Below are 21,314 nucleotides of genomic sequence, written 5' to 3'. Positions count from 1 at the left end.
CCGGTTTTCCGACGCCCGAGTTGAAGTTGCCGATGTTGACGGCGCCCGTGTTGCCGGTGCGCGTGTTTCGTCTCGCGCCGGCTGGCCACCGCAGCGGTACGCGATGCCGGCTGGCGGTGTCGACGCTGGTCGCGTGACCTGAACCAGCCAGCAGAACTCGTGTACGTCAACAGCGATCGCGTCAGGCGGACCGGCGACGCGTTGGGCTAGCCGTGCGCCGTCCACCGAGGGGCAAGCTGTGCTGTTGATTCGTGCTAGCGGCCGTGACGGCTAAGCTGCGACCTCGGCTCTGCCGACCCGTGATCGGTATCGCAGGCGAAGCGCAAAACTAAGGTGGTGGCAGTGATGGCGATTCGTTTTGGCGGGCTGCGTCCCATGCGTGTCGCTGCGTTCGCGGCGTGCGTCGCCGTGTTGATCGCGAGCTGCGTGACGACCGCGATCAGTTCCAAGCCGCGTAATTCGGCGTTGAAGACCATCGAGCTCAAGAGTTTTCAGGCCGTCGTCGATGCCGCCGCGCACCGGCTGAAGGTTCCCGGGGCGATGGTGTGGCTGCGCACGCCGCAGGGAGAATTCAACGTGGGGGTCGGTACGACCCAACTCGGCGCGCAGCTACCGCCGGATGCGAACACTCATTTCCGGATCGGCCCGAATACCAAGACTATGACGGCGGCGCTGGTCGTGCTGCTGGCTCAGGACGGCAAGCTGAAGTTCAGCGACTCGGTCTCGGCCTACGTTCCAGATGTGCCCAACGGCGAGAACATCACTGTCGGTGAGCTTTTGAAGATGCGCAGTGGCCTCTATAACTACACCGCCGACCCCGCGTTAGCGGCCGCGATGGATGCCCAGCCGGGCAAGGTCTGGACGCCGCAGGAGCTATTGGCGATTGCGTTTCGGCATCCGCCGCAGTTCGCGCCCGACGCGTCCCACGAGTACGACAACACCAACTACGTTTGTTGGGTCTGATCGCCGAGAAGGTCGGTGGGCGCCCACTGGCCGAGCAGTTGCGGGATCGGTTGTTTGGTCCGGTCGGTCTGACCCAGACGTCGCTTCCCGCCGCCGATGACACCGCCATTCCGGCTCCCTATTCACATGGCTACTCGTACGGCGGTAGCAGCTACGTGCTCGCTGACGAGCCGTATCCCGCTGATCTGCAGGCCGCCGCACGGGCGGGACCTTTGCAGCCGATCGACTACACCAACCAGAACCCATCTTGGGCCAACACCGCCGGGGCAGCGATCTCCACGGACGGCGATCTGGGGAGGTGGATAAAGGCGCTCGTCTCGGGCAAGGTCTTCAACGCCGACTACCAACACCAGTGGTTGACGAGCCTGCAGGCCGAGGATCCGGCCAAGCCCAATGGGCAGAACTATGGGTACGGGATCCAATACCAGCGCTTCGGCCCGAATGTCGCGATCTACTACCACATGGGAGAACTTCCGGGGTTCAACTCGTTCATGGGTTACGACCCGGATAACGATGTCACGCTGGTCGTTTGGACGAATCTGTCTCTTTCGCCAGAGGGCAAGATGACGGCGGAAGCCATTACACGCGCAGTTCTCGACGAGATTTACGCCGGCTTGTCGCTGGAGGCACCACCGACTCCGACGACCACAAGATGAGCGTTGTCCGGTCCCGGGTGACGACCGGTTTGCGGACCGCTTAGCCGCGTATCGTCACGGCAATGATCTTCATCGTCGTCAAGTTCGAAACCAAACCCGACTGGACGGATCGCTGGCCGGATTTGGTGGGGCCGTTCACCGCCGCCACTCGCGCCGAACCGGGCAACCTGTGGTTCGAGTGGTCGCGCAGCCTGGATAACCCGGCGGAGTACGTACTCGTCGAAGCGTTCCGTGACGGCGAGGCGGGCGGCGTCCACGTCAACAGCGATCACTTCAAGCACGCGATGCGGGAACTGCCGCAGGCACTGGTGTCCACGCCCAAGATCATCAGTCAGACGATCGACGCGCTCGGGTGGTCGGCAATGGGGGAGATGTCGGTCGACTAACCGCGACTTAGCGAGTTGCCCCAGCCCGACTGACCTGCAAGCTCGGCCGTGTGTGCCCTCGATCGATCCGCGGATTAATCGGGTCGCGTTGCGCAAGCTTCGATCAAGTGGAGGCCGCAGAGGCCCTCGACGAACTCTGGTACCGCCCGGCAATCGACTCGAGGCGCTGAAAGGCGATCGAGTCGGACAACACAGCATCAGGATCAATGACCAGTGGCGGATCTGCTTCGTGTGGACCGACGCCGGGCCGGAGGAGGTGGAGATAGTTGACTACCACTGACAAGATTGCGCCCATCCACCCCGGTGAAGTCCTCTTGAAGGACTTCACCGAGGGTTTCGGCATCACGCAGAAATAGCTGGCCGTGTCGATTGGCGTGCCACCACCTCGCATCAACGAGATCGTCCACGGAAAGCGAGCGGTCACCGCGGACACGGCCATGCGGCTCGGAAAGTACTTCGGCACATCGGCGCAGTTCTGGCTGAACCTTCAGGCGCGCTACGACCTCGACTTGGCCGAGGACCGTGCTGCCGAGCAGATCGCGGCGATCACTCCGCTGCAGGCCGCATGACGGACCAGTCCCTGACGTGGACATATCGGGTGCCCGCGGAGATTTCGGGGTGGTCGCCGTCGACGGCGACCGGACCGTTGCGGCGGCATGGGCGCTCTACCTACCTGCATCCGACCCCGGTTATGGCTTCGTCGACGCGCATACGCCGGAGTCCAGTGTGTGGGTTGCGCCGGGGCTTCGAGGCCGGGGAATCGGCCGGGCAGTCATGGGCGAGCTACTCGACCGCGCATCCGAGCGAGGCGTCCACCGAATGAGCCTGTCTGTCGAGCCGGGGAATGCGAGAGCGATGGCGCTCTATGGATCTCTGGGATTCGTGCCGGTCGAGGGTGCGGACAACGGTGTCATGCTGCGGGAAGTCCGCTGAGTCATCGGCGCTCCAAGTTTCTCGACGCGGTAATCCGGTTGAATTCCGGTTCAACGCGTAGCGACTGGGGAGTCCAGGTCAGAACGGTGGTGGGTCGTCGTCGGTGTGGGGTGGGGCGGGGCCGGTGTAGCTGGGGCACTCGGCTTGTGGGGCGGTGCGGGCAACCGTGCGGGCGTGGTGGTTGTGGCGGCGTTCGGTGGCGATGCGGTGGGCGCGGTCTTGGGTGCGGGTGCGGCGCCGCCTGGGCATCATGGCGGTGCGTTCGGGGCAGTAGCCCGGTGGTGGGTCGGCTTCGGGTGACGGGATGGCGCCGGTGGCTCGGCACAGGCTGGGGAATAGCAGCGCGCTGGCGGGGGTGGTGACGTAGGTGTGGCCGGCGGGGGAGGTCAGGATCAGGGTGCCGTCGGGTAGTTGCTTGTCCTGCCAGCCCCAGAAGGTTTTGATCAGGTGGTGGGTTCGGCAGTAGCACTTGAGGTTTGCCGCATGGGTGGGTCCGCCGTCGGCGTAGGGGATCGTATGGTCCACGTCGCAGTTGGTGGCGGGTTGGTCACAGCCCGGCCAGCGACAGGTCAGATCCCGGCAGCGCACGAAATCGGCCAGCGCCTTAGACGGTAGGTAGCCGGGTTCGGGTGCGGCATCGCCGGGGTGGATCAGCGGCACCAGCTTGGCCGAGGCGGCCAACTCCGCCACGAGGTCGGCGGTGATGAGCCCCTCGGCACCGACCTGGGAGGCCGGGGTGGTGCCGCGCCCGTCGATGCTGGCCTGTTCGGCGATCACGTGGATCACCACCGGCGTGGCGGGCGGGCGTGTGCCGGCGGCGCAGTCGGTGCGCCCGCAGCGACAGCCCAGCCGGTCGGCCCCGGCGGCCAGCGCCCCCAACGCGTCGGCGCGGCGCTGCTCACGGCTGCGCGGATCATGCTCACACACGGTGGCCGCCACCGCGGTCAACCGCTTGTCGAGGGCGGTGGCGTCGGGGGTGAACAGGCTGCCATGAATCTCCGACATCCCGCCCTCGTTCTCCCCGATCCAAATCTCGCGGTCGGTCTGATTCTTGGTGTGCCGGCGCACCGCGTCCGCATCAGCTTTCGCCACGATCTTGTCGATCTGCCCAGCTAGCCGGGCGCGGGTCATCGATGGCCAGCGCGCCACCTTGACGGCCAGTTCGGCGTCCACGGCGGCCAGCACGTCGCGGTCGGTGATCAAATCGGTGCGGTACACGATGGTTTGGAACATCCGGAAGTCGATGTCACCGGTGCGGAATACCGCGGCCACCTTCGGGAGTCGTTCGCGCATGGCGCGGGCGTAGCGCAGCCGGTGGGCGGCCAGTCCTTGGCTGATCCGCAGTGCGGCGCCCACCTCGGCGGCCACCGCCTCCTCGGTATCGATGGCCCAGTCCTCGGTGTCCGAACAGCGCGAGAGCCGGTAGCCGAACAACTGCCCGATCACGCTCAGTTGCGCGGCGGCGGCCCGGTTCTGTATCCGCGCCAACGCGCAGATGTGATCCACCAACTCCGCCGATTCCGCGGTGGTGGAGGGATAGTGCCGTTCGAAGAGCTCGTCGAAGAAGGCGATCACCGCCGCCCGGGATCGAGGACCCGTCGCGTCGAACATACGTTCGATACTACCAGACTCGTCTGACTCGCGCATTTCGCGGCCGAGGAAGGACCGCATCGTGCCGTCGGTGCGGGCCGCCGCGCGACTCGTGCTAGTCGAGTCCCTTCCTCGACCTCCTAGCCCTAAGAGAAGCGGCAAGTCTGTGACATCGACTGGACTGGATCATGCATTTCCGTTGCAACCTATAGACTTCCGCGTGACTATTTTGCTGTATATGCAATTCACATCCATTATGCAAATTGCGCGTGATGGACAACACTAATTTTGATTTCCTAGGGATATTGTTGGTAGCGTCCCTGCGCATGATTGCTCTTGCAACGCTGTTGACGCTGATAAATCAAGTCGCCGGAACTCCGTATATCCCCGGTGGAGATTCACCGGCCGGGACCGACTGTTCCGGGCTGGCTTCCTGGGTATCGAATGCGGCAACCGACCGACCGATTTTCGGAGATAGGTTCGACACCGGCGACGAAGAAGCCGCTCTGGCGTCTCGCGGATTTCAGTATGGAACCGCTCCCAATGCCTTGGTGATCGGGTGGAATGGTCATCACACGGCGGTGACCTTGCCCGATGGGACTCCCGTATCCAGTGGCGAAGGCGGTGGAGTGCGTGTCGGTGGCGGGGGTGCCTACCAGGCTCAATTCACTCACCACATGTACTTGCCCATGGTCGCCGACGGGCCTGACGGACATATGCCGCCTCCGGTCGGCGATATGGATCCGGAAATGCCGGTTTCGGCGCCCAATTCGGACCCCGTTGCCGACCGAACAATTGCGGATGCATAACAGATCTTCGTGCGGCGATATTTTGCGATATGAATCACAATTGTGGGGCAAATCACAATGCGATACGGGAGTGGCCGCAAATATATGGTTGGCGGGATTCGTCGAGTCGTTCACCGAGGCAAGTTGTGGGCGAACGTCGCAGCTGGCGGAAGTGTCGGTCGACTAATCGAGGACAACCGCGATCTCGTCGCCCAGCTGAAAACCCGCCGCCAACGGCAGCGTGTCACCGCTCCAGAACGAGCCCGGGTCGAACCAGTTCGAGTACTTCTCCGTGGCGAGTAAACCCATTTCCTCGTACGTGATCGCCACCGTCTCCGCGCAGTATGCCGCTTCCAGGCTGACCTTTTGCCGCTCTTTACGTCGCTGCGTCGACTCGCGAACCTTCTTGCCTACCAACGGGATTCCGCGTGTCCAATCGTAGGCGGTCGGGAGTCGGCCGCGCAGCCAACGGCCGGTGAGACGCGCGGTAGCGGGGAATGGGGTGCCGTCCATCCGCGCGATCACGCGCAGCAGTTCGTTCTCCTGTTCGCGGGTGGCGTGTGGCGTCAGCTGACGCAGCCAGCACCGCTGGTGGTAGCGCTGCATCCACTGCTCGACGGCTTGGCGGGCATCGTTGAGCTGCACCCCGCGGTGATTGGAGCCCGTCCACAGGTCGGCGAGTTTGTCGCCCAGTTCGGCATGCCAGATCAGCGGCGGCAAGTCGTCGATGGCCACCGTCATGCCGACGTGGTTCACCGGGCTGTTCGTCAGCGCCTGGATGGCGCGGTCCGGACGTGAACGGCCGCGAAACAGCCAGAGGTCGCCGGTGCGGGTTTCGTTCAGCGCTTGGTCCAGGGTTAGCGTGCTGGAGTCCACCCCAGCACTGTAGGCAGAGCTAGCCTGTCCATCATGGGCAGTATGTGGAAGTGGCTCGGGCTGGCCGGTGTCGCCGGCGTCGTCGCGGGTGGCGCGCTGGTGGTCCGCGATCAACGGAAACGACGTGCCTACACCGCCGACGAGGTCCGGGCCCGGCTGCATCAGCGGTTGGCCGAATCCGACGAGGGTCATCAGTCCAGATCGGGGTCGGTGCCGACCGCGTACAAGCGATAGCTGCCCGAGAAGCCCTTCAACTCGACGTCGCGGCCCTCGTCGAAACTGATGTCGTCGCAGTCGTTGACGGCGTCTCGCACCGGTTGGCTCACCAGGATCTGGCCCCCGGCGGCCTGCCCGGCTACCCGGGCAGCCATGGCGACGTTGCGGCCGAACAGATCGTCGCCGCGGCGCACCGAGCGGCCCATGTGGATGCCGATACGCACCCGAATTTCATTCTGGCGCTTGCGCTTTGCATTCTTGCGTAGCGCGTGTTGGACGTCGATACCGCACCGCACCGCCTGCTCGGCACGGGCGAAAGCGATCATGAATCCGTCGCCTTGACTTTTCACGACGTGCCCGGACCAGCGCTGCACGAGATCATGGACCAGCTTGTCGTGCCTGCCAATCAGCTTGACCCAGGCGCGGTCGCCGATCCGTTCGTTCAGCGCGGTGGATTCCTCGATGTCGGAGAACAGAATCACCACCCGGCCGTCCGGGGTGACCCGGGCCAGGTCGGGCCGCTCGACCTCGGCCCAATCGGCGAGGTCTTCGATCGAACTGCGCACCGCCGCGCCCAAGCCCTCTTTGCTGATCAGGTTCGCGGTCTGCCACACCGTCTTGACGGCTTCACGCCCGCTGGAGAGTAGCCAATTGCGCCCGTCGGCCCGCTGTCGCAGTTCCTCGGCCTCTCGGCGACTGCGGTTCAGCAGCCGCCACAGCACCGCGATCCCACCGGCTTCGACGACCGCAATCCCGGCCAGGAGGTAGAGCGCGAGCTGGATCGCATCGCCCATGCCAGACATCCTGTCAAGGATGAGATGGGCCGACCTTGTCGGGCCGATACGCAGTGTCTAGGGTTGAGTTCGGCCGTCGCGGGGAAGCAAATCTCAAGTGATCGAGTCGATAAGCATCGGTGGAGGTAGGGGTTTGGCCGACGGCGGAGGTAGCGCCTCGGATCTGTTGGTGATCTTCGGAATTACCGGTGATCTGGCCCGCAAGATGACCTTCCGCGCGTTGTACCGTCTCGAGCGTCGTGAGCTGTTGGCTTGCCCGATCCTGGGTGTGGCCAGTGACGATATGTCCGTCGAGCAGCTGGTCGAGCGGGCGCGGGAGTCCATCGGCGGGTGCGGCGAGAAGATCGACGACGCGGTCTTTGACCGGCTGGCCGGCCGGTTGTCCTACCTATCCGGTGATGTCACCAAGGCCGAGCTTTACGCCACGCTGGCGGAGCGGATCGGTTCGGGTCACCGTCCGTTGTACTACCTGGAAATGCCGCCGGCGCTGTTCGCGCCCATCGTCGAGAACCTCTCGAGAACCGGCCTGCTGGACCGCGCCCGGGTCGCGGTGGAGAAACCCTTCGGCCACGATCTGGCGTCGGCGTGCGAACTCAATGCCCGGTTGCGTGCGGTGCTTGCCGAAGACCAGATCCTGCGCGTGGACCACTTTTTGGGCAAGCAGCCCGTCGTCGAGCTCGAATACCTGCGCTTCGCCAATCAGGCGCTCGCCGAGTTGTGGGACCGCAACAGCGTTTCGGAGATCCACATCACCATGGCCGAGGACTTTGGTGTCGAGGACCGCGGCAGATTCTACGACGCGGTGGGCGCCGTGCGTGACGTCGTGCAAAACCATTTGCTGCAGGTGCTGGCGCTGGTGGCGATGGACCCCCCGGTCGGTCCCAGCGCCGATGACCTGAACGACAAGAAGGCCGAGGTTTTCCGCGCGATGTCGCCGCTGGATCCGACGCGGTGCGTGCGTGGTCAGTACCGCGGCTATACCGACGTTGCCGGGGTGGCCGGCGATTCAGCAACCGAGACCTTTATCGCGTTGCGGACCGAGATTGACAACTGGCGCTGGGCGGGGGTGCCGATCTTCGTGCGGGCCGGAAAAGCGTTGCCGGAGAAGGTCACTGAGGTTCGGTTATTTCTGCGGCGGGTTCCCGCGTTGGGCTTCCTGCCCAACCGGCGGCCGGCCGAGCCGAACCAGCTGGTGCTGCGCATCGACCCCGATCCGGGGATGCGCCTGCAGTTGTCAGCCCAAGTCGGCGGCTCATGGCGAGACGTTCACCTCGACTCGTCGTTCGCAGAGGACCTCGGTGAACCGATCCGACCCTATGAACGGCTGCTGTACGCCGGGCTGACCGGCGATCACCAGCTTTTCGCCCGGGAAGACAGCATCGAACAGACCTGGCGGATCGTGCAGCCGGTGCTGGACAACCCCGGTGAAATCCATCAATACGACCGCGGTTCCTGGGGCCCCGAAGCCGCGAAGTCATTGCTGCGCGGTCACCACAATTGGCAACAGCCGTGGCTGCCCCGCGGCACCGGCGCAGGACAGTAAGGAGACACCAGAAGATGCAGCTAGGGATGATCGGTCTGGGCCGGATGGGCGCCAACATCGTCCGCCGTTTGGTCGAAGGCGGACACGAGTGCGTGGTGTACGACCACAACCCCGACGCGGTCACGGCGATGGCCGGTGAGGACCGGACGAGCGGGGTGTCCTCGCTGGCTGAGCTGTGCGACAAACTCGCCGCGCCGCGAGTCGTCTGGGTGATGGTGCCCGCGGGCGACATCACCACCGGGGTGATCGAGGCGCTGGCCACGACACTGGACTCCGGCGACATTGTGATCGACGGCGGCAACTCGTACTACCGCGACGACCTACGCCACGCAAAGCTGTTGTCCGATAAGGGGATTCATCTACTGGACTGCGGGACAAGTGGCGGCGTGTGGGGCCGGGAGCGGGGTTACTGCTTGATGATCGGCGGGAACCAGGACGCGTTCGCGCACGCCGAGCCGATCTTCGCCACCGTCGCGCCGGGGGTAGGAGCGGCCCCGCGTACCCCGGGCCGAGACGGCGAGGTCGCGCAATCGGAGCAGGGCTATTTGTATTGCGGACCGTCCGGGGCGGGGCACTTCGTCAAGATGGTGCACAACGGTATCGAGTACGGCATGATGGCTTCGCTCGCGGAGGGCTTGAACATTCTGCGCAATGCCGATGTCGGCACCCGCGTGCGCAAGGGCGACGCCGAGACCGCGCCGCTGTCGAACCCCGAGTGCTATCAGTACGACTTCGACATCCCGGATGTCGCCGAGGTGTGGCGACGGGGCAGCGTCATCGGCTCCTGGCTGCTGGATCTGACCGCGATCGCGCTGCACGAATCGCCGGAGCTGCAGGAGTTTTCCGGGCGGGTCTCCGACTCCGGGGAGGGGCGGTGGACGTCCATCGCGGCGATTGACGAGGGAGTGCCCACGCCGGTGCTGACGACCGCGCTGCAGTCCCGGTTCGCCTCACGTGACCTCGATGACTTTGCCAACAAGGCGCTCTCGGCGATGCGCAAGCAATTCGGCGGACACGCGGAGAAACCAGCCAACTAAGTCCGCTCGACGAACGCGACCACCGCAGCGCTGAAGGCGTCGTTGTCGTCACCGGCCGCGGTATGTCCGGCGTCGGGCAACTCGACGAACTCCGCGCCCGGTACCTTCGCCTGGAAATCCTGGACGCCTTCGGGGCTGACGACGTCGGACAGCTTTCCGCGAATCAACAAGACGGGGACCGTCAGGCGCTTGGCCGCCTGCTCGAACTTTTCGGTGCGCAGTTCGGGGTCGTCGGCGGGTTTGGTCATGAAGGCCGGATCCCAGTGCCAATACCAGCGTCCGTCCCGTAAGCGCAGGTTCTTCTTCAGGCCCTCCGGGCTGCGTGGCCGCCTCCGGTGCGGCAGATAGGCGGCAACGGCGTCGGCGGCCTGATCCAGCGAGTCAAAGCCGTCGATGTTGCCGAACATGAACTCGCGGATGCGGGCGCTGCCGTCCTTCTCGAATCGCGGCACCACGTCGACGAGCACCAGGGCGAGCACCCGTTCCGGGCCGGCTTGGTGGGCGGCGAGGATGCCGGTCAACCCGCCCATGCTCGCCCCGATGAGCACCACCGGCCGGCCGATGGCAGCGAGCACGTGCATGACATCGGCGGTCAGCGTCTCGACGGCGTAATCCGCGTCAGGTGCGCGATCGCTGTCACCGTGTCCGCGGGTGTCGATCGCGACGACGTGGTACCCCTCGTCAGCCAGGATCTGACCGGTGTTTTTCCAGGAGAACCGGTTCTGGCCCCCACCGTGCAGCATCAGGATTGTCGGGCGGTCCGCCGCAGTGCCGCCGCGGTTCCATTCGTCGGCGACCAGGGTGATCCCGTCGGCACCGGAAAACTCGACCGTTCGGGGGTTGCTGCTCATGGCGTTCATCCGTCCTGCAACCACGTGGTTGGCGTTAGGGGCGGCGGCGGGGCATCGGGGAACAGCTCGGTGAAGCTGCCGACCAGGATGCGGTCCCGGGTGGCTTGGTCGACGTCATCGAACAGCTGGTGCAACGTCGCCTGGGTGTGGCCAAAGGTGCCCTCGATGTGCGGGTAGTCGCTGCCCCAGAGGACGTTGTTGAAACCCATCGAGGTCATCGCCGCGATCGCCGACGAGTCATGCTGGAACGATGCGTATACCTGCGTGTAGACGATATCCCGTGGGCTGCGTTTGAGTTTGGGCCGCACCACCATTGCGTGTTGCCGGTAACCCTCCTCCATCCGGTCGGCGATGAACGGTACCCACGTCGCGCCGCCCTCGGCTACCAGCACTTTGAGGTTCGGATGCCGATCCAGCGCGCCCGAGGCGACCAGCTTCACCACCGCGCGCTGGCCGCCGAAGGACGTCTCGGTGTAGTTGAGCACCGCGCCGCCCGGGCCGTGGTAGGTCACCCCGATGGAATTGCCCGCGGCGAAATCGATTGGCTCGGTGCCGATGTGGAAAGCGATCACCATCCCGATGTCCTCCGCGGTGGCCCAGAACGGCTCCCAGTCGTCCCGGTGGTAGTCGTGCTGCGCGGGATGCGGGGTGACCGGAAGAAACACCGCCTTGAAACCCATTGCACCGCAACGCTTGAGCTCGTCGATCGCATCGTCGATATCAAGTGTCGACACTTGCGCGGTGGGGATCAGCCGCGCTGAGCGGTCCATGATCGTTTCTGCCGCCCAGTCGTTGGATACCCGCATCGCCTCGCGCAACAGCTCCGGGGTGCGAAACGAGCTGGACCACATGCCCAGCGACGGAAACACCAGTTCCGACCAGATGCCTTCGTCGTCGAGGTCGGCCAGCCGCTGACTGACGTCGCGGGATCCGGGCGCGGCGACCGTCGTCTCGAAGAATTCTGCCTGGGCGATGCTCGGTAGCCGGCGGCGGAACACCTGGCCGTCGACGTGGATCGTCTCCCAGCGGCCGTCGGGATCCTTCTTGCTTCGTGGCACCCGCTCGGCCAGCCGCATCGGCAGCCGCGACCGCCACAGATCGGCCGGCTCGATGAAGTGGGAGTCACCCGAGTTGGCCCAGAGCTTGAGCGGTGTCGCAGGCGCGATGGGCATGGCCATGCCAAATACTAGAATTAGATTCTATTACTGTCAACGGTGAGTTCCCGCCGGCGCCGGGGTCTATCAAAGTGCAGACCCAAGGAACCAGGAGGTATCCATGCCACCGATCACGCCCGCATTGTGGTTCGACCGAAACCTTCAGGAGGCGGCGGAGTTCTACACCTCGGTGTTCCCGAACTCGCACATCGAGGGCTTCACCCGGTACACCGACGCTGGACCGGGCGAGCCGGGTTCGGTGCTGACCGGCACCTTCGTGCTGGACGGCACCCGGTTCATCGCGATCAACGGCGGCCCGGAATTCTCATTCACCGAGGCGGTGTCCTTCACGGTCCACTGCAAGGACCAGGAGGAGGTCGACTACTACTGGGACCGGTTGGTCGACGGCGGCGAGGAATCGCAGTGCGGTTGGCTCAAGGACCGCTTCGGTCTGAGTTGGCAGATCGTCCCGGACCGGCTCTACGAGTTGATCGGAGATCCGGATTCCGCCCGTGTCGCCGCGGCCACCCGCGCGATGCTCGGGATGCGCAAGATCGTCGTGGCCGAACTGGAGCAGGCGGCGCAGTCGGTGTCTGAGCTCACTCGACAAGCCGGCCGATCCATTCGATCGTCGCGTCTATGATCGGCGGCACATCCTCGGGGTGCTCGCATGCCGCCACCATGAGCGAGGACTCGGCCATGGTGGCCACCAATATGCGGCTCAGGAGTTGTCCGCGCAGCGACGTGTCCAGGTTTAGCACCGCCATCCAGCGGCGAAAGGCGGCGGTCATGCGGCTGCGCCGGGCGGTCTCGAACCCGGCTGGCGTGTCGCCGGACGACAGCACCCTGGCCTGGCGCCGGTTCTCGAAGATCGCCTCGAGGTAGGCCCGTACGTGGAGTTCGAATACCCGCCGCGGATCAACCCGGTCGCTGGCTTGCTGCATCGCCGCCTCGATGCCGCGATCGACGGCGTCGGCCAGTTGCTCGAAAATCGCCGAAAACAGCTCGCTCTTGCCGCCGAAGTGGTGGTAGATGCTGCCGATGCTGGCGCCGGAGCCGGCCACCACATCGGCAATCGTCGCCGCGGTGAAACCTTTGGTTGCGAAAACCTCAGTAGCTGCGTCGAGAATCCGCCGCTGGGTGGCGCCGGTCTTGGCCCAGCGGTGGGCCTGCGCGGAGGTCGGCATACCTAGAAGCTAACGGGTGTGCCGGATTGCCCGCTCCGGTGTTCGCCGACCAGACTGTCACCGTGGGGACTTCACGCGACATCGCCGCCGCCTTCGGGCCAACTCTGGACAAGCCGACATCCCGAGTCGGCAAGGTGTGTCGCGATGCATGAACCACGCTGGATCGACGTAGGAGGACCCGGCGGTGACCTGAAGGCGCTGACCTGGGGGCCGACCGACGCCCCGATCGCGTTGTGCCTGCACGGCTTCCCCGACACCGCCTATGGGTGGCGCCTAATCGCTCCCCGGCTGGCCGAATCTGGCTGGCGGGTGGTCGCACCGTTCATGCGGGGGTACGCGCCGTCGTCGATTCCCGCCGACGGTAGTTATCACGTCGGCGCCCTGATGGACGACGCGTTGCGGGTGCACTCGGCCGCGGGAAGCACCGAGCGCGATGTGGTGATCGGCCACGACTGGGGCGCGATTGCTGCCACCGGTTTGGCCGCAATGCCCGCTGGCCCGTTCAACAAGGCGGTGATCATGTCGGTGCCGCCGGCCGCGGCCTTCCGCGGATTGGGCCAATTGCGCGATCGGGGCCGGCTGGTCCGCGAGCTGCCGCATCAGCTGCTGCGTAGCTGGTACATCAGCTACTTCCAGTTGCCGTGGTTGCCGGAACGATCCGCTTCCTGGGTGGTGCCACTGCTGTGGAAACGGTGGTCGCCGGGGTATCGAGCCGACGAGGATCTGCGTCACGTCGACGCCGCGATCGGGACGCCGGAGAGCTGGCGGGCGGCGCTGGGACCCTACCGGGCCACCATCCGCAACACCCGGCCACCGGCGCGGTACGCCGAACTGAACCGGCGCTGGACCGAGCCGCCGACATTGCCGAGCTTGTACCTGCACGGCCGCGATGACGGTTGCCTGACACCGGCTTTCGCGCGCTGGACAGCAAGGGTGTTGCCCGCCGGCAGTGACGTGGTCATCGTCGAGCACGCCGGGCACTTCCTGCAGCTCGAGCGGCCGGACACGGTTGCCGAACTGATCCTGGCGTTCATCGGCTCGCCCGGCTGAAGTAGTGGCGGGGCACCGGATGGCGGCCGTCGACGCGCAGTTCTACTGGATGTCGGCCAAGATCCCCAACGACGAATTCCTGCTGTATGCATTCGACGGTGAACCCACCGATCTCGGTCACGCCCTCGACCAAATCTACCGTCGGGCCGGTGCCTGCCCGGATTTGGCCATGCGGGTTCACGATGGATGCGCCCTGACCTACCCGCAGTGGGTGCCCGCCCCGGTGCAGTGTGACCAGGTGGTCTGCCACGACCTGGCCGATCGCAGCTGGCGGGGGTGTCTCGCGGCGGTTGTCGGGCTGGCCGACGACCAGCTGGACATTCGCCGGATGGCTTGGCGGCTGCACGTTTTCACACAAGTGCGGGGCATTCCGGGGGTAAGTGGCCCAGGTTTGGTTGCCGTCCTGCAAATCGCGCATGCGTTGGGCGACGGCGCCCGGGCGTCGGCGGTGGCGGCGTGGGTGTTCGGCCGGCCCACCCCGGTACCCGAATTAGCGAGGCCGCGTTGGGGTTTCCTACCGTGGCGGGCGGTGGATGCCGCGCGAACACAGCGCCGACTGGTTCGCGATATCGGGGCCGGACTGCTGGCGCCGGGGGCCGGATCGCGGCCACCGCTGTCCACGAACGCCCGGCCCGAAGGCGTCCGCGCGGTGCGTACCCTGGTGCGGCATCGCTCGCAGTTGTTGCAAGGCCGCACCGTCACGGTGAGTGTGTTGGCCGCGGTGTCCACCGCGCTGTCCAGGCTGCTGGGCCCGGCCGCCGACGCGCTGGGCGCCGAGGTACCGATGGCTAAACCGGGTGTGCGGCAAGCACGTAATCATTTCGCCAACGTCGTTGTCGGCCTGTACCCGCAGCTTGAGCGTGACGAGCGGGTGCAGCGGATCTCGGCCGAACTGGCCAACGGGCGCCGCCGCTTGGAGCATCCGGCGACCCGGTCGGGCGATCGGGCCTTTGCCGCGGTGCCCGCAGCGCTCCTGCATTGGGGCATCTCGCAATTCAACCCGGATGCGCGGCCCGTGCAGGTGGCCGGCAACACCGTGGTCTCCAGTGTCCATCGCGGAGCCGCCGATCTGAGTTTCGGGGATGCGCCGGTGGTGTTGACCGCCGGATACCCGGCGCTATCTCCGGTGATGGGCCTGACCCATGGGGTGCATGGCATCGGCGACAGCGTCGCGATCAGCGTGCATGCGGCACAGTCCGCCTTACCCGACATTGACGGATACCTACAACTCCTCGGTGCGGCCCTGCAGTGAAAGCTACTGGGCATCACCGGATCTGGCCGCTTCTTCCCGGGTCAGGCCGGCGGCGAGGATCAGTTCTTCGTGCAGCTCGAACCACACTGTGTGGTAGGAGTCAATGAGTGGACGGGTCAGCCAAGCGTTATCGCCGGCCTTCACCTTGTCCAGCGCCGCACCCAATTTAGCCGGGTAGGCGCTCAACCGGGGCAGCTGTATCGCGGCCGCCGCAACGATCGGCAGCACCCGTTGCTGGATGTCGTCCAGGCGGGCCACTATCGCGGCGTCGTACGCGGCGTCGTCGTGAACGTTGGGCGTGCCGTCTTTGAGCTGCCAGTCCGTGACGAGAGCTTTGAAGTCGGCATTGACAGAGCGGAAGGCGTCGTAGGCAGCGGCGAGGGCGGTCGGGTCGACCCGCTTGCGCTCCTCGGCTAGCAACAAGCTGAGCCGGTCACGGCCGCTTGGGCTGATCCGCAATGTTGTGCCGTCGACCAGCAGGCCGGCCGCGGTAAGCTGCTCGACGGTCTTGGTGACGTCGGCAAGATTTTCGTCCAACGTCGCGGCGAGGTCTGCCGGACGCACCCGGCCCTTGAGCCGGACTGCCTGTAGCACCGTCAACTCGCTCACGGGGCGTCCTGACCCGTAAGCCGCAGTGCGGTCAACATGGTGATCAGCGGAGTGGCCGACACAACGTCGCCATGCCTGGCGGTCAGCGCGGCGCGCACCGCTGCTTCGGAATGATCGTCCAGTCGCGGGAAGTCGCCGGCGGCGTGGGCACGCAGCGGGCTGATCCGTCGCGCGATGTCGGCCAACTCGCAGAGCTCCGGCGTGTCGTCCTCCGACCACGCCGACAGTCGCAGATTGCCTTCGCGCACTTCACCTTCGTAGCCGTCGACGGTGACTTGCCTGCCCGCCAAGGATGTGGCGACTCCTTGCCCGCAGCCGACCACGGCCACCCGGCCGAGCTCACGGCTGACCACCGCCGCATGGCTGGCCGCACCGCCGACCTCGGTGACGATGCCCTGGGCCGCCAGCATGCCCGAGACGTCTTCGGGCCTGGTGTGGTCGCGCACCAGGATGACCTGTTCCCCGCGGTCGGCGGCGTCCAGTGCCCGGTCCACGTCGGTGAACGCCGTGCCGGCTGCCACGCCGGGGCAAGCCGGCAGGCCTTTGGCCAAAAGTGGTGCGGCTAAACGTGTTTCCGGCTGTAGCGCTGGCAGCAGCAAGGTTTCGACATGCGCTGGGGTCACCCGGCGGAGGGTTTCGTCGTCGTCGATGAGTCCCTCGTCTCGAAGCTGCAGCGCCAGTCGCACCGCGGCCTGCGCCGACCGCTCGGCAGCCCGTGTCTGCAGCAACCACAGCTTGCCGTCTTCGACGGTGAACTCAATCTCTTGGACGTCGCAGGCCAGCCGTTCCAAGCTGCGGGCGGCGTCGATGAGTTCGTCATAGACACCCGGTTGCTCGTCGCGCAGCGCGGTGATCGGTTCTACGTCGACCAATCCGGACACCACGTCATCGCCCTGGCCGCCGGGCAGCCATTCGCCGAACGGCTCGTGGGCGCCGGTGATCGGGTTGCGGGAGGACAACACTCCGGCGCCGGAGTCTTTCGCCTGGTTGCCGAACACCATGGCCTGCACCACCACCGCCGTGCCGCCTTGGTCGTCGAGGCCGCAATGCGCGCGGTAGGCGGCGGCGCGCGGCGAGTTCCACGAGGCAAACACGGCTTCGATGCTGGCGCGCAACTGTGCGTATGGATCCTCGGCTGGGTCGGTACCGGCCACGATGCGCCGATACATGCGGGTAAACCGCCGTCTGGTATCGCGGGCGAACTCGGGGGAGCGCTGCGCGGCCAACGCCTGTTCGACGGCGTCGTTGACGCCCAGATCCAAGATCGTGTCCATCATGCCGGGCATGGACTCGGTGGCTCCCGAGCGCACGCTGACCAATAATGGACGCGGACCTTTGCCGAACGTGCGAGACGTCTCGGCTTCCAGCCAGTTCATCCGGTCAACCACGTCGTGCCAAATCGCGTCGATCGTCGGCCCGGGTTCGGCGAGATAGCGAACGCCCACGTCGGTGGTGATGCAGAAGGCGGGCGGCACCGGCAACTTGTGCCGTCGCATCGCATCGATGCCGTGGCCCTTGTTGCCCAGGAGCGCCCGCGGGTGTTGCGCCTCGCCGTCCAGCAAGACCACGGTGTGTCCCGTGGTGCCTCGTGCGATACGAGTCGTGGTGCACCCCCTAGTGCTTTTCGGCAAACGCTGCATCGCCAGCCATGTTTCCACACCGATCACCGGGCCCGGCGGCTCGCCGCTGCCGCCAAGACACCTACCTCGATGTTCTAGGTTTGCAGCTATGACTTCCTACGATGTCGGGCTACTGATCCTGCGGCTGGTGCTGGGTGTGACCCTGGCCGCGCATGGCTTGAACAAGTTCTTCGGCGGCGGCCGGATTCCGGGCACCGCGCGCTGGTTCGAGAGCATCGGGATGAAGCCGGGCACCTTTCACGCCACCCTGGCCGCCAGCACCGAGACGGCCGCCGGCCTGGGGCTGGCGGCAGGCCTGCTGACGCCGATCCCGGCCGCGGGTTTCGTCTCGCTGATGCTGGTTGCGGCGTGGACGGTACACCGCGCCAACGGCTTCTTCATCGTCAATGAAGGCTGGGAGTACAACCTGGTGCTGGCGGTCAGTGCAGTCGTCGTCGCCACGTTGGGCGCCGGCAAGCTCAGCCTGGATTGGCTGATCTTTCAGAAGAACTGGTTCGACGGCTGGCACGGATTGCTGTTCGCGACGGGGCTCGGCCTCGCCGGGGCCGTGGGCCAGTTGCTGATCTTCTACCGCCCGCCGGCCTAGCGGGTGGGGGTATCCACGCGGTCAGCGGTCAGGCCGCGGCTTCGTGTGCCATGACTTCGGCCGCGGCGCGCTCCCCGGAGCGAATCGCGACCCATCCGCACATGGTGGCTGAGCTCTCGGAGCCGGCCCAGTGGATGCGACCGCACGGTTCGCGCAGCGTGTAACCGAATTCGGTGAGTGCACCGCAGGGGGTGTGGCTGATCATCCCGCCACCGGAATAGCGGTCGTGCGTCCAGCTGTGCTCGTGGAATTCGACGGGAGCACTGGCCTTGGCGCCGAACCGGTCCACGAGTTCGCCGATGACTATTGCTTTCCGCTCGGCTTCGTCGAGTGTCAGCGTGGCCGGGGTTCCCGGCGCCGCCGATTGGCCGGACAGTCCGTCGGCACGCCAGAAGGGCTCGTCGTAAACGACCGAGATCTTGATGACCGCGCCGCTGGGCAGCGCTGATTCAGAAAAGCTCGATCCACCGGCAGCGCCGGCTGGTAGCTGATCGTGCCGGCGATCGCCATCTGAATCGCGACGATGGTCCGGTGGGCGCGCACGGTCATGCCCTCGGCGTGGACGGTTACCCCGTCGGCGTCCTGAGCGATCTGGCGGACCGGTCGCGACAAGTGAAACCCATCACTCAACCCCGCGGCCATCGGCCGGTAAATCGCGCCCATCCCACCGACCGGGCGGGCGTCCTGTGCGCCACCCTTGCCTGAGATGACAAAGGTAGGCCCGCCCGCAGACCCCATCTGCAACAGCACCCACAGCAGAGACACTTCTGCGGCCGCCGAGGTGTACGGGCCGGCCAAGGCCATGTCCAGCACGTCGCGTGCCGGCCTGGACAAGACGTTGCGCTCGAGCCCAATCCCCGAGGCTTGTCCGGTCCCACTCGGCGGCGTCCTTGGCCGCCCACGGGGCCTCGCGGGGGAGCGTCTTGCACATTCGCTCCACCGTCAGCAACCCAAGGCCCAGGTTGGCCACCGCCCACGGGCTCATCGTCGGAGGCAATTTGCCGCCGTATCGGTGTTTCTTACCGTCGACGACCAGCATGGCGTCACTGTCGTTGTGCTGCTTGTATTCGGGTACGCCGAACTCTTCCATCAGGGCATAAATCCGGTCCTGACCCGGTCCGATCCAGGCGCCGCCGCGGTCGATCCACACGCCATCGTCGGAAGTTACGGTGTGCGTGCGACCGCCGACCCGGTCGCGCGCCTCCAGCAAAGCAACCGAGCGCCTCGCCCGGTTGAGCCGCCACGCCGCCGTCAAACCGGCGAATCCTGCACCAACGACGCAATAGTCGACGTCAACTACGAGCGACTCCTTGGGTTTTGAATGCCGTCCAGCAGCAAACTACACCGATCGTGGTCTGCCGGAGTCCAAACCGGCCCCGAACGCACCGGCCGACATAGGATTTCGAGGCACCAATTCAGTGCACGGCTAGAACCGTTCTAGTCTTTGCAACCATGGGATTTCTCAAGCCCCAGTTGCCGGAAATCGACATGGCCGAGTGGAGTAAGGGCACCCGCAGCGAGAAGATCCGCCCGATGGCCCGGCACTGGGCCGAGGTGGGCTTTGGAACGCCGGTGGCGCTGCACCTGTTCTACGTCGCAAAGATCCTGCTCTACATCCTGGTTGGCTGGCTGATCGTGTTCAGCACCAAGGACATTGACGGGTTCACCGACTTCAAGTCGTGGTACTCCGAGCCGATCGTGTTTCAGAAGGTCGTGCTCTACACGATGCTGTTCGAATTGATCGGGCTGGGCTGCGGCTTCGGGCCGCTGAACAACCGGTTCTTCCCGCCGATGGGCTCGATCCTGTACTGGATGCGCTTTGGCACCATCCGGCTGCCACCGTGGCCGGATCGCGTCGGGTGGACCGCGGGTACCAAGCGCAAACCGGTGGACGTCGCGTTCTACGCGCTACTGCTGATCATGCTGTTGTCGGCGCTGTTCACCGACGGCGGCGGGCCGGTACCGGAGCTGGGCTCGAGGGTCGGTCTGCTGCCGGTGTGGCAGATCGTGACGATCCTGGTACTTCTCGGGGTGCTGGGGCTGCGGGACAAGGTGATCTTTCTGGCGGCCCGCGGTGAGGTGTACGCGACGCTGACGGTGACCTTCCTGTTCGGCGGTGTCGACATGATCGTCGCCGCCAAGCTGGTGTTCCTGGTGATCTGGATGGGCGCGGCGACGTCGAAGCTCAACAGGCACTTCCCCTTTGTGATCGCCACGATGATGTCCAACAACCCCCTGTTCCGCCCGCGGTTCATCAAGCGGATGTTCTTCGAGAAGTTTCCCGACGATCTGCGGCCCGGACTCCTGTCGCGGATCTTTGCCCACGTCAGCACTTTCATCGAAATGTGTGTGCCCGTGGTGTTGTTCGTCGCCCACGGCGGCTGGCCGACCGCGGTGGCCGCGGCGGTCATGGTGGGTTTCCACTTGGGGATCCTCACCGCGATCCCAATGGGGGTGCCGCTGGAGTGGAACGTCTTCATGATATTCGGTGTCCTGTCGTTGTTCGTCGGCCATGCCGATCTTGGCCTGACCGACATGAAAAACCCTGTGCCGGTGGCGATTCTGTTGGCGGTGGTCGTCAGCACAGTCATCGCGGGCAACCTGTTTCCGCGTAAGATCTCGTTCCTGCCGGGCATGCGCTATTACGCCGGAAACTGGGACACCACGCTGTGGTGCATTAAGCCCTCGGCCGACGACAAGATCACCAGGGGCATCGTCGCGATCGCCAGCATGCCGGCCGCACAGCTGGAGCTGTACTACGGCAAGGACCGAGCCCAAATCCCGATGTACCTCGGATACGCGTTCCGCGCCATGAACACTCACGGCAGGGCGCTGTTCACGCTGGCGCATCGGGCGATGGCGGGCCACAACGAGGACGACTACGTCATCACCGACGGGGAGCGGATCTGCAGCACCGCAATCGGGTGGAATTTCGGCGACGGCCACATGCACAACGAGCAACTGATCGAGGCAATGCAGCAACGCTGCCGGTTCGAGCCCGGGGAGGTGCGGATCGTGCTGCTCGATGCGCAGCCTATCCACCGGCAGACCCAGCAGTATCGACTGGTGGACGCGGCGACCGGCGAGTTCGAGCGCGGCTATGTGCGCGTCGCCGACATGGTGAACCGACAGCCCTGGGACGACGAGGTGCCGATCCAGGTGCTGCCCGACTAACTCGGCGAGCAGACGCAGAATCGCACGCA

21 protein-coding genes and 2 pseudogenes are annotated in these 21,314 nt (G+C 65.5%); 14 read left to right on the top strand and 9 right to left on the bottom strand.

Annotated features, from left to right (window positions below; all coding sequences use genetic code 11):
- Positions 1-375 precede the first annotated feature (375 nt).
- From AADZ55_RS17950 to AADZ55_RS17930, 5 genes and pseudogenes are all read left to right on the top strand, one after another.
- A pseudogene (locus tag AADZ55_RS17950) lies at positions 376-1,619 on the top strand (serine hydrolase domain-containing protein).
- 62 nt (positions 1,620-1,681) lie between these two features.
- Complete coding sequence (locus tag AADZ55_RS17945; RefSeq protein WP_085327113.1) at positions 1,682-2,005, top strand: putative quinol monooxygenase; 324 nt, start codon at positions 1,682-1,684, stop codon at positions 2,003-2,005.
- Between the two features lie 34 nt (positions 2,006-2,039).
- Entirely contained in the window at positions 2,040-2,285 is a 246-nt protein-coding gene (locus AADZ55_RS17940; RefSeq protein ID WP_085327120.1) for a type II toxin-antitoxin system RelE/ParE family toxin, read from the top strand.
- 76 nt (positions 2,286-2,361) lie between these two features.
- Positions 2,362-2,574, top strand: a complete 213-nt coding sequence (locus AADZ55_RS17935) for a HigA family addiction module antitoxin (RefSeq protein ID WP_242670350.1) — start codon at positions 2,362-2,364, stop codon at positions 2,572-2,574.
- Between the two features lie 16 nt (positions 2,575-2,590).
- Positions 2,591-2,938, top strand: coding sequence for a GNAT family N-acetyltransferase (locus AADZ55_RS17930; RefSeq protein WP_165759449.1), 348 nt, complete (start codon positions 2,591-2,593; stop codon positions 2,936-2,938).
- Positions 2,939-3,016: 78 nt separating this feature from the next.
- Here AADZ55_RS17930 and AADZ55_RS17925 read toward each other — a convergent pair whose 3' ends face one another.
- Positions 3,017-4,549: an HNH endonuclease signature motif containing protein gene (locus AADZ55_RS17925; protein ID WP_341286222.1), complete on the bottom strand. Its 1,533-nt coding sequence runs from the start codon at positions 4,547-4,549 to the stop codon at positions 3,017-3,019.
- A 251-nt stretch (positions 4,550-4,800) separates the two neighbouring features.
- Between AADZ55_RS17925 and AADZ55_RS17920 the strand changes: the two genes are divergently transcribed.
- A complete protein-coding gene (locus tag AADZ55_RS17920; protein WP_423202405.1) occupies positions 4,801-5,337 on the top strand; it encodes a peptidoglycan endopeptidase in 537 nt (178 codons plus the stop codon).
- Positions 5,338-5,499: 162 nt separating this feature from the next.
- Here the strand turns inward: AADZ55_RS17920 and AADZ55_RS17915 are convergent, their stop codons facing one another.
- Positions 5,500-6,192, bottom strand: coding sequence for a guanylate cyclase (locus AADZ55_RS17915; RefSeq protein WP_207569105.1), 693 nt, complete (start codon positions 6,190-6,192; stop codon positions 5,500-5,502).
- Between the two features lie 33 nt (positions 6,193-6,225).
- Between AADZ55_RS17915 and AADZ55_RS17910 the strand changes: the two genes are divergently transcribed.
- Positions 6,226-6,426 carry a hypothetical protein gene (locus tag AADZ55_RS17910; protein ID WP_207569106.1) on the top strand — a complete coding sequence of 67 codons (201 nt, stop codon included), beginning with the start codon at positions 6,226-6,228 and terminating at the stop codon, positions 6,424-6,426.
- Here the strand turns inward: AADZ55_RS17910 and AADZ55_RS17905 are convergent.
- The gene (locus tag AADZ55_RS17905) at positions 6,384-7,211 is read right to left on the bottom strand and encodes an adenylate/guanylate cyclase domain-containing protein (RefSeq protein WP_085325662.1); all 828 of its coding nucleotides are present in this window, start codon (positions 7,209-7,211) and stop codon (positions 6,384-6,386) included. The genes AADZ55_RS17910 and AADZ55_RS17905 overlap by 43 nt on opposite strands.
- 124 nt (positions 7,212-7,335) lie before the next feature.
- On the opposite strand from AADZ55_RS17905, the gene AADZ55_RS17900 reads away from it, so the two are divergent.
- Together AADZ55_RS17900 and gnd are read left to right on the top strand one after the other, a co-directional pair.
- Complete coding sequence (locus AADZ55_RS17900; protein WP_085325734.1) at positions 7,336-8,745, top strand: glucose-6-phosphate dehydrogenase; 1,410 nt, start codon at positions 7,336-7,338, stop codon at positions 8,743-8,745.
- Positions 8,746-8,759: 14 nt separating this feature from the next.
- Positions 8,760-9,782 carry a phosphogluconate dehydrogenase (NAD(+)-dependent, decarboxylating) gene (gene gnd, locus AADZ55_RS17895; protein ID WP_085325663.1) on the top strand — a complete coding sequence of 341 codons (1,023 nt, stop codon included), beginning with the start codon at positions 8,760-8,762 and terminating at the stop codon, positions 9,780-9,782.
- Here gnd and AADZ55_RS17890 read toward each other — a convergent pair.
- Both AADZ55_RS17890 and AADZ55_RS17885 read right to left on the bottom strand, forming a co-directional pair.
- The gene (locus AADZ55_RS17890; RefSeq protein WP_085325664.1) at positions 9,779-10,642 is read right to left on the bottom strand and encodes an alpha/beta fold hydrolase; all 864 of its coding nucleotides are present in this window, start codon (positions 10,640-10,642) and stop codon (positions 9,779-9,781) included. The two genes, gnd and AADZ55_RS17890, sit on opposite strands and share 4 nt — an antisense overlap.
- A complete protein-coding gene (locus AADZ55_RS17885) occupies positions 10,639-11,811 on the bottom strand; it encodes an amidohydrolase family protein (RefSeq protein WP_085325665.1) in 1,173 nt (390 codons plus the stop codon). Before AADZ55_RS17885 ends, AADZ55_RS17890 begins: the two co-directional genes overlap by 4 nt.
- Before the next feature lie 97 nt (positions 11,812-11,908).
- Here AADZ55_RS17885 and AADZ55_RS17880 point away from each other — a divergent pair, with 97 nt between their 5' ends.
- Entirely contained in the window at positions 11,909-12,430 is a 522-nt protein-coding gene (locus AADZ55_RS17880; RefSeq protein ID WP_085325666.1) for a VOC family protein, read from the top strand.
- Here AADZ55_RS17880 and AADZ55_RS17875 read toward each other — a convergent pair.
- The gene (locus AADZ55_RS17875; RefSeq protein ID WP_119184998.1) at positions 12,387-12,974 is read right to left on the bottom strand and encodes a TetR/AcrR family transcriptional regulator; all 588 of its coding nucleotides are present in this window, start codon (positions 12,972-12,974) and stop codon (positions 12,387-12,389) included. The genes AADZ55_RS17880 and AADZ55_RS17875 overlap by 44 nt on opposite strands.
- 144 nt (positions 12,975-13,118) lie before the next feature.
- On the opposite strand from AADZ55_RS17875, the gene AADZ55_RS17870 reads away from it, so the two are divergent.
- Together AADZ55_RS17870 and AADZ55_RS17865 are read left to right on the top strand one after the other, a co-directional pair.
- Positions 13,119-14,024 (top strand): alpha/beta fold hydrolase, encoded by a 906-nt coding sequence (locus AADZ55_RS17870; protein WP_085325667.1) that lies wholly within the window; start codon positions 13,119-13,121, stop codon positions 14,022-14,024.
- A gap of 4 nt (positions 14,025-14,028) precedes the next feature.
- Positions 14,029-15,276, top strand: a complete 1,248-nt coding sequence (locus tag AADZ55_RS17865; RefSeq protein ID WP_085325668.1) for a WS/DGAT domain-containing protein — start codon at positions 14,029-14,031, stop codon at positions 15,274-15,276.
- Positions 15,277-15,279: 3 nt separating this feature from the next.
- On the opposite strand, the gene AADZ55_RS17860 is transcribed toward AADZ55_RS17865, so the two are convergent.
- Together AADZ55_RS17860 and AADZ55_RS17855 are read right to left on the bottom strand one after the other, a co-directional pair.
- Positions 15,280-15,885 carry a MarR family transcriptional regulator gene (locus AADZ55_RS17860; RefSeq protein WP_085325669.1) on the bottom strand — a complete coding sequence of 202 codons (606 nt, stop codon included), beginning with the start codon at positions 15,883-15,885 and terminating at the stop codon, positions 15,280-15,282.
- Positions 15,882-17,525 (bottom strand): pyruvate, phosphate dikinase, encoded by a 1,644-nt coding sequence (locus AADZ55_RS17855; RefSeq protein WP_085325735.1) that lies wholly within the window; start codon positions 17,523-17,525, stop codon positions 15,882-15,884. Before AADZ55_RS17855 ends, AADZ55_RS17860 begins: the two co-directional genes overlap by 4 nt.
- 88 nt (positions 17,526-17,613) lie before the next feature.
- On the opposite strand from AADZ55_RS17855, the gene AADZ55_RS17850 reads away from it, so the two are divergent.
- Positions 17,614-18,111 (top strand): DoxX family protein, encoded by a 498-nt coding sequence (locus AADZ55_RS17850; RefSeq protein WP_085325670.1) that lies wholly within the window; start codon positions 17,614-17,616, stop codon positions 18,109-18,111.
- Between the two features lie 28 nt (positions 18,112-18,139).
- Here the strand turns inward: AADZ55_RS17850 and AADZ55_RS17845 are convergent.
- Positions 18,140-19,366 (bottom strand): annotated as a pseudogene (locus AADZ55_RS17845) (flavin monoamine oxidase family protein).
- Positions 19,367-19,563: 197 nt separating this feature from the next.
- On the opposite strand from AADZ55_RS17845, the gene AADZ55_RS17840 reads away from it, so the two are divergent.
- Positions 19,564-21,285, top strand: a complete 1,722-nt coding sequence (locus AADZ55_RS17840) for a DUF3556 domain-containing protein (RefSeq protein ID WP_085325671.1) — start codon at positions 19,564-19,566, stop codon at positions 21,283-21,285.
- Positions 21,286-21,314: the final 29 nt, after the last annotated feature.

The sequence above is a fragment of the Mycobacterium decipiens genome (genome assembly GCF_963853665.1).
Classification (GTDB): domain Bacteria; phylum Actinomycetota; class Actinomycetes; order Mycobacteriales; family Mycobacteriaceae; genus Mycobacterium; species Mycobacterium decipiens.
The sequence above is the reverse complement of the archived record's forward strand: the minus strand, read 5'-3'. Positions and strand labels throughout refer to the sequence as shown.

Coding starts and splice junctions, on each gene's coding strand:
- AADZ55_RS17945 (WP_085327113.1), top strand. CDS start 1,682: ATGATCTTCATCGTCGTCAAGTTCGAAACCAAACCCGACTGGACGGAT.
- AADZ55_RS17925 (WP_341286222.1), bottom strand. CDS start 4,549: ATGTTCGACGCGACGGGTCCTCGATCCCGGGCGGCGGTGATCGCCTTC.
- AADZ55_RS17920 (WP_423202405.1), top strand. CDS start 4,801: ATGGACAACACTAATTTTGATTTCCTAGGGATATTGTTGGTAGCGTCC.
- AADZ55_RS17910 (WP_207569106.1), top strand. CDS start 6,226: ATGGGCAGTATGTGGAAGTGGCTCGGGCTGGCCGGTGTCGCCGGCGTC.
- AADZ55_RS17905 (WP_085325662.1), bottom strand. CDS start 7,211: ATGTCTGGCATGGGCGATGCGATCCAGCTCGCGCTCTACCTCCTGGCC.
- gnd (WP_085325663.1), top strand. CDS start 8,760: ATGCAGCTAGGGATGATCGGTCTGGGCCGGATGGGCGCCAACATCGTC.
- AADZ55_RS17890 (WP_085325664.1), bottom strand. CDS start 10,642: ATGAACGCCATGAGCAGCAACCCCCGAACGGTCGAGTTTTCCGGTGCC.
- AADZ55_RS17885 (WP_085325665.1), bottom strand. CDS start 11,811: ATGGCCATGCCCATCGCGCCTGCGACACCGCTCAAGCTCTGGGCCAAC.
- AADZ55_RS17880 (WP_085325666.1), top strand. CDS start 11,909: ATGCCACCGATCACGCCCGCATTGTGGTTCGACCGAAACCTTCAGGAG.
- AADZ55_RS17875 (WP_119184998.1), bottom strand. CDS start 12,974: ATGCCGACCTCCGCGCAGGCCCACCGCTGGGCCAAGACCGGCGCCACC.
- AADZ55_RS17870 (WP_085325667.1), top strand. CDS start 13,119: ATGCATGAACCACGCTGGATCGACGTAGGAGGACCCGGCGGTGACCTG.
- AADZ55_RS17855 (WP_085325735.1), bottom strand. CDS start 17,525: ATGCAGCGTTTGCCGAAAAGCACTAGGGGGTGCACCACGACTCGTATC.
- AADZ55_RS17850 (WP_085325670.1), top strand. CDS start 17,614: ATGACTTCCTACGATGTCGGGCTACTGATCCTGCGGCTGGTGCTGGGT.
- AADZ55_RS17840 (WP_085325671.1), top strand. CDS start 19,564: ATGGGATTTCTCAAGCCCCAGTTGCCGGAAATCGACATGGCCGAGTGG.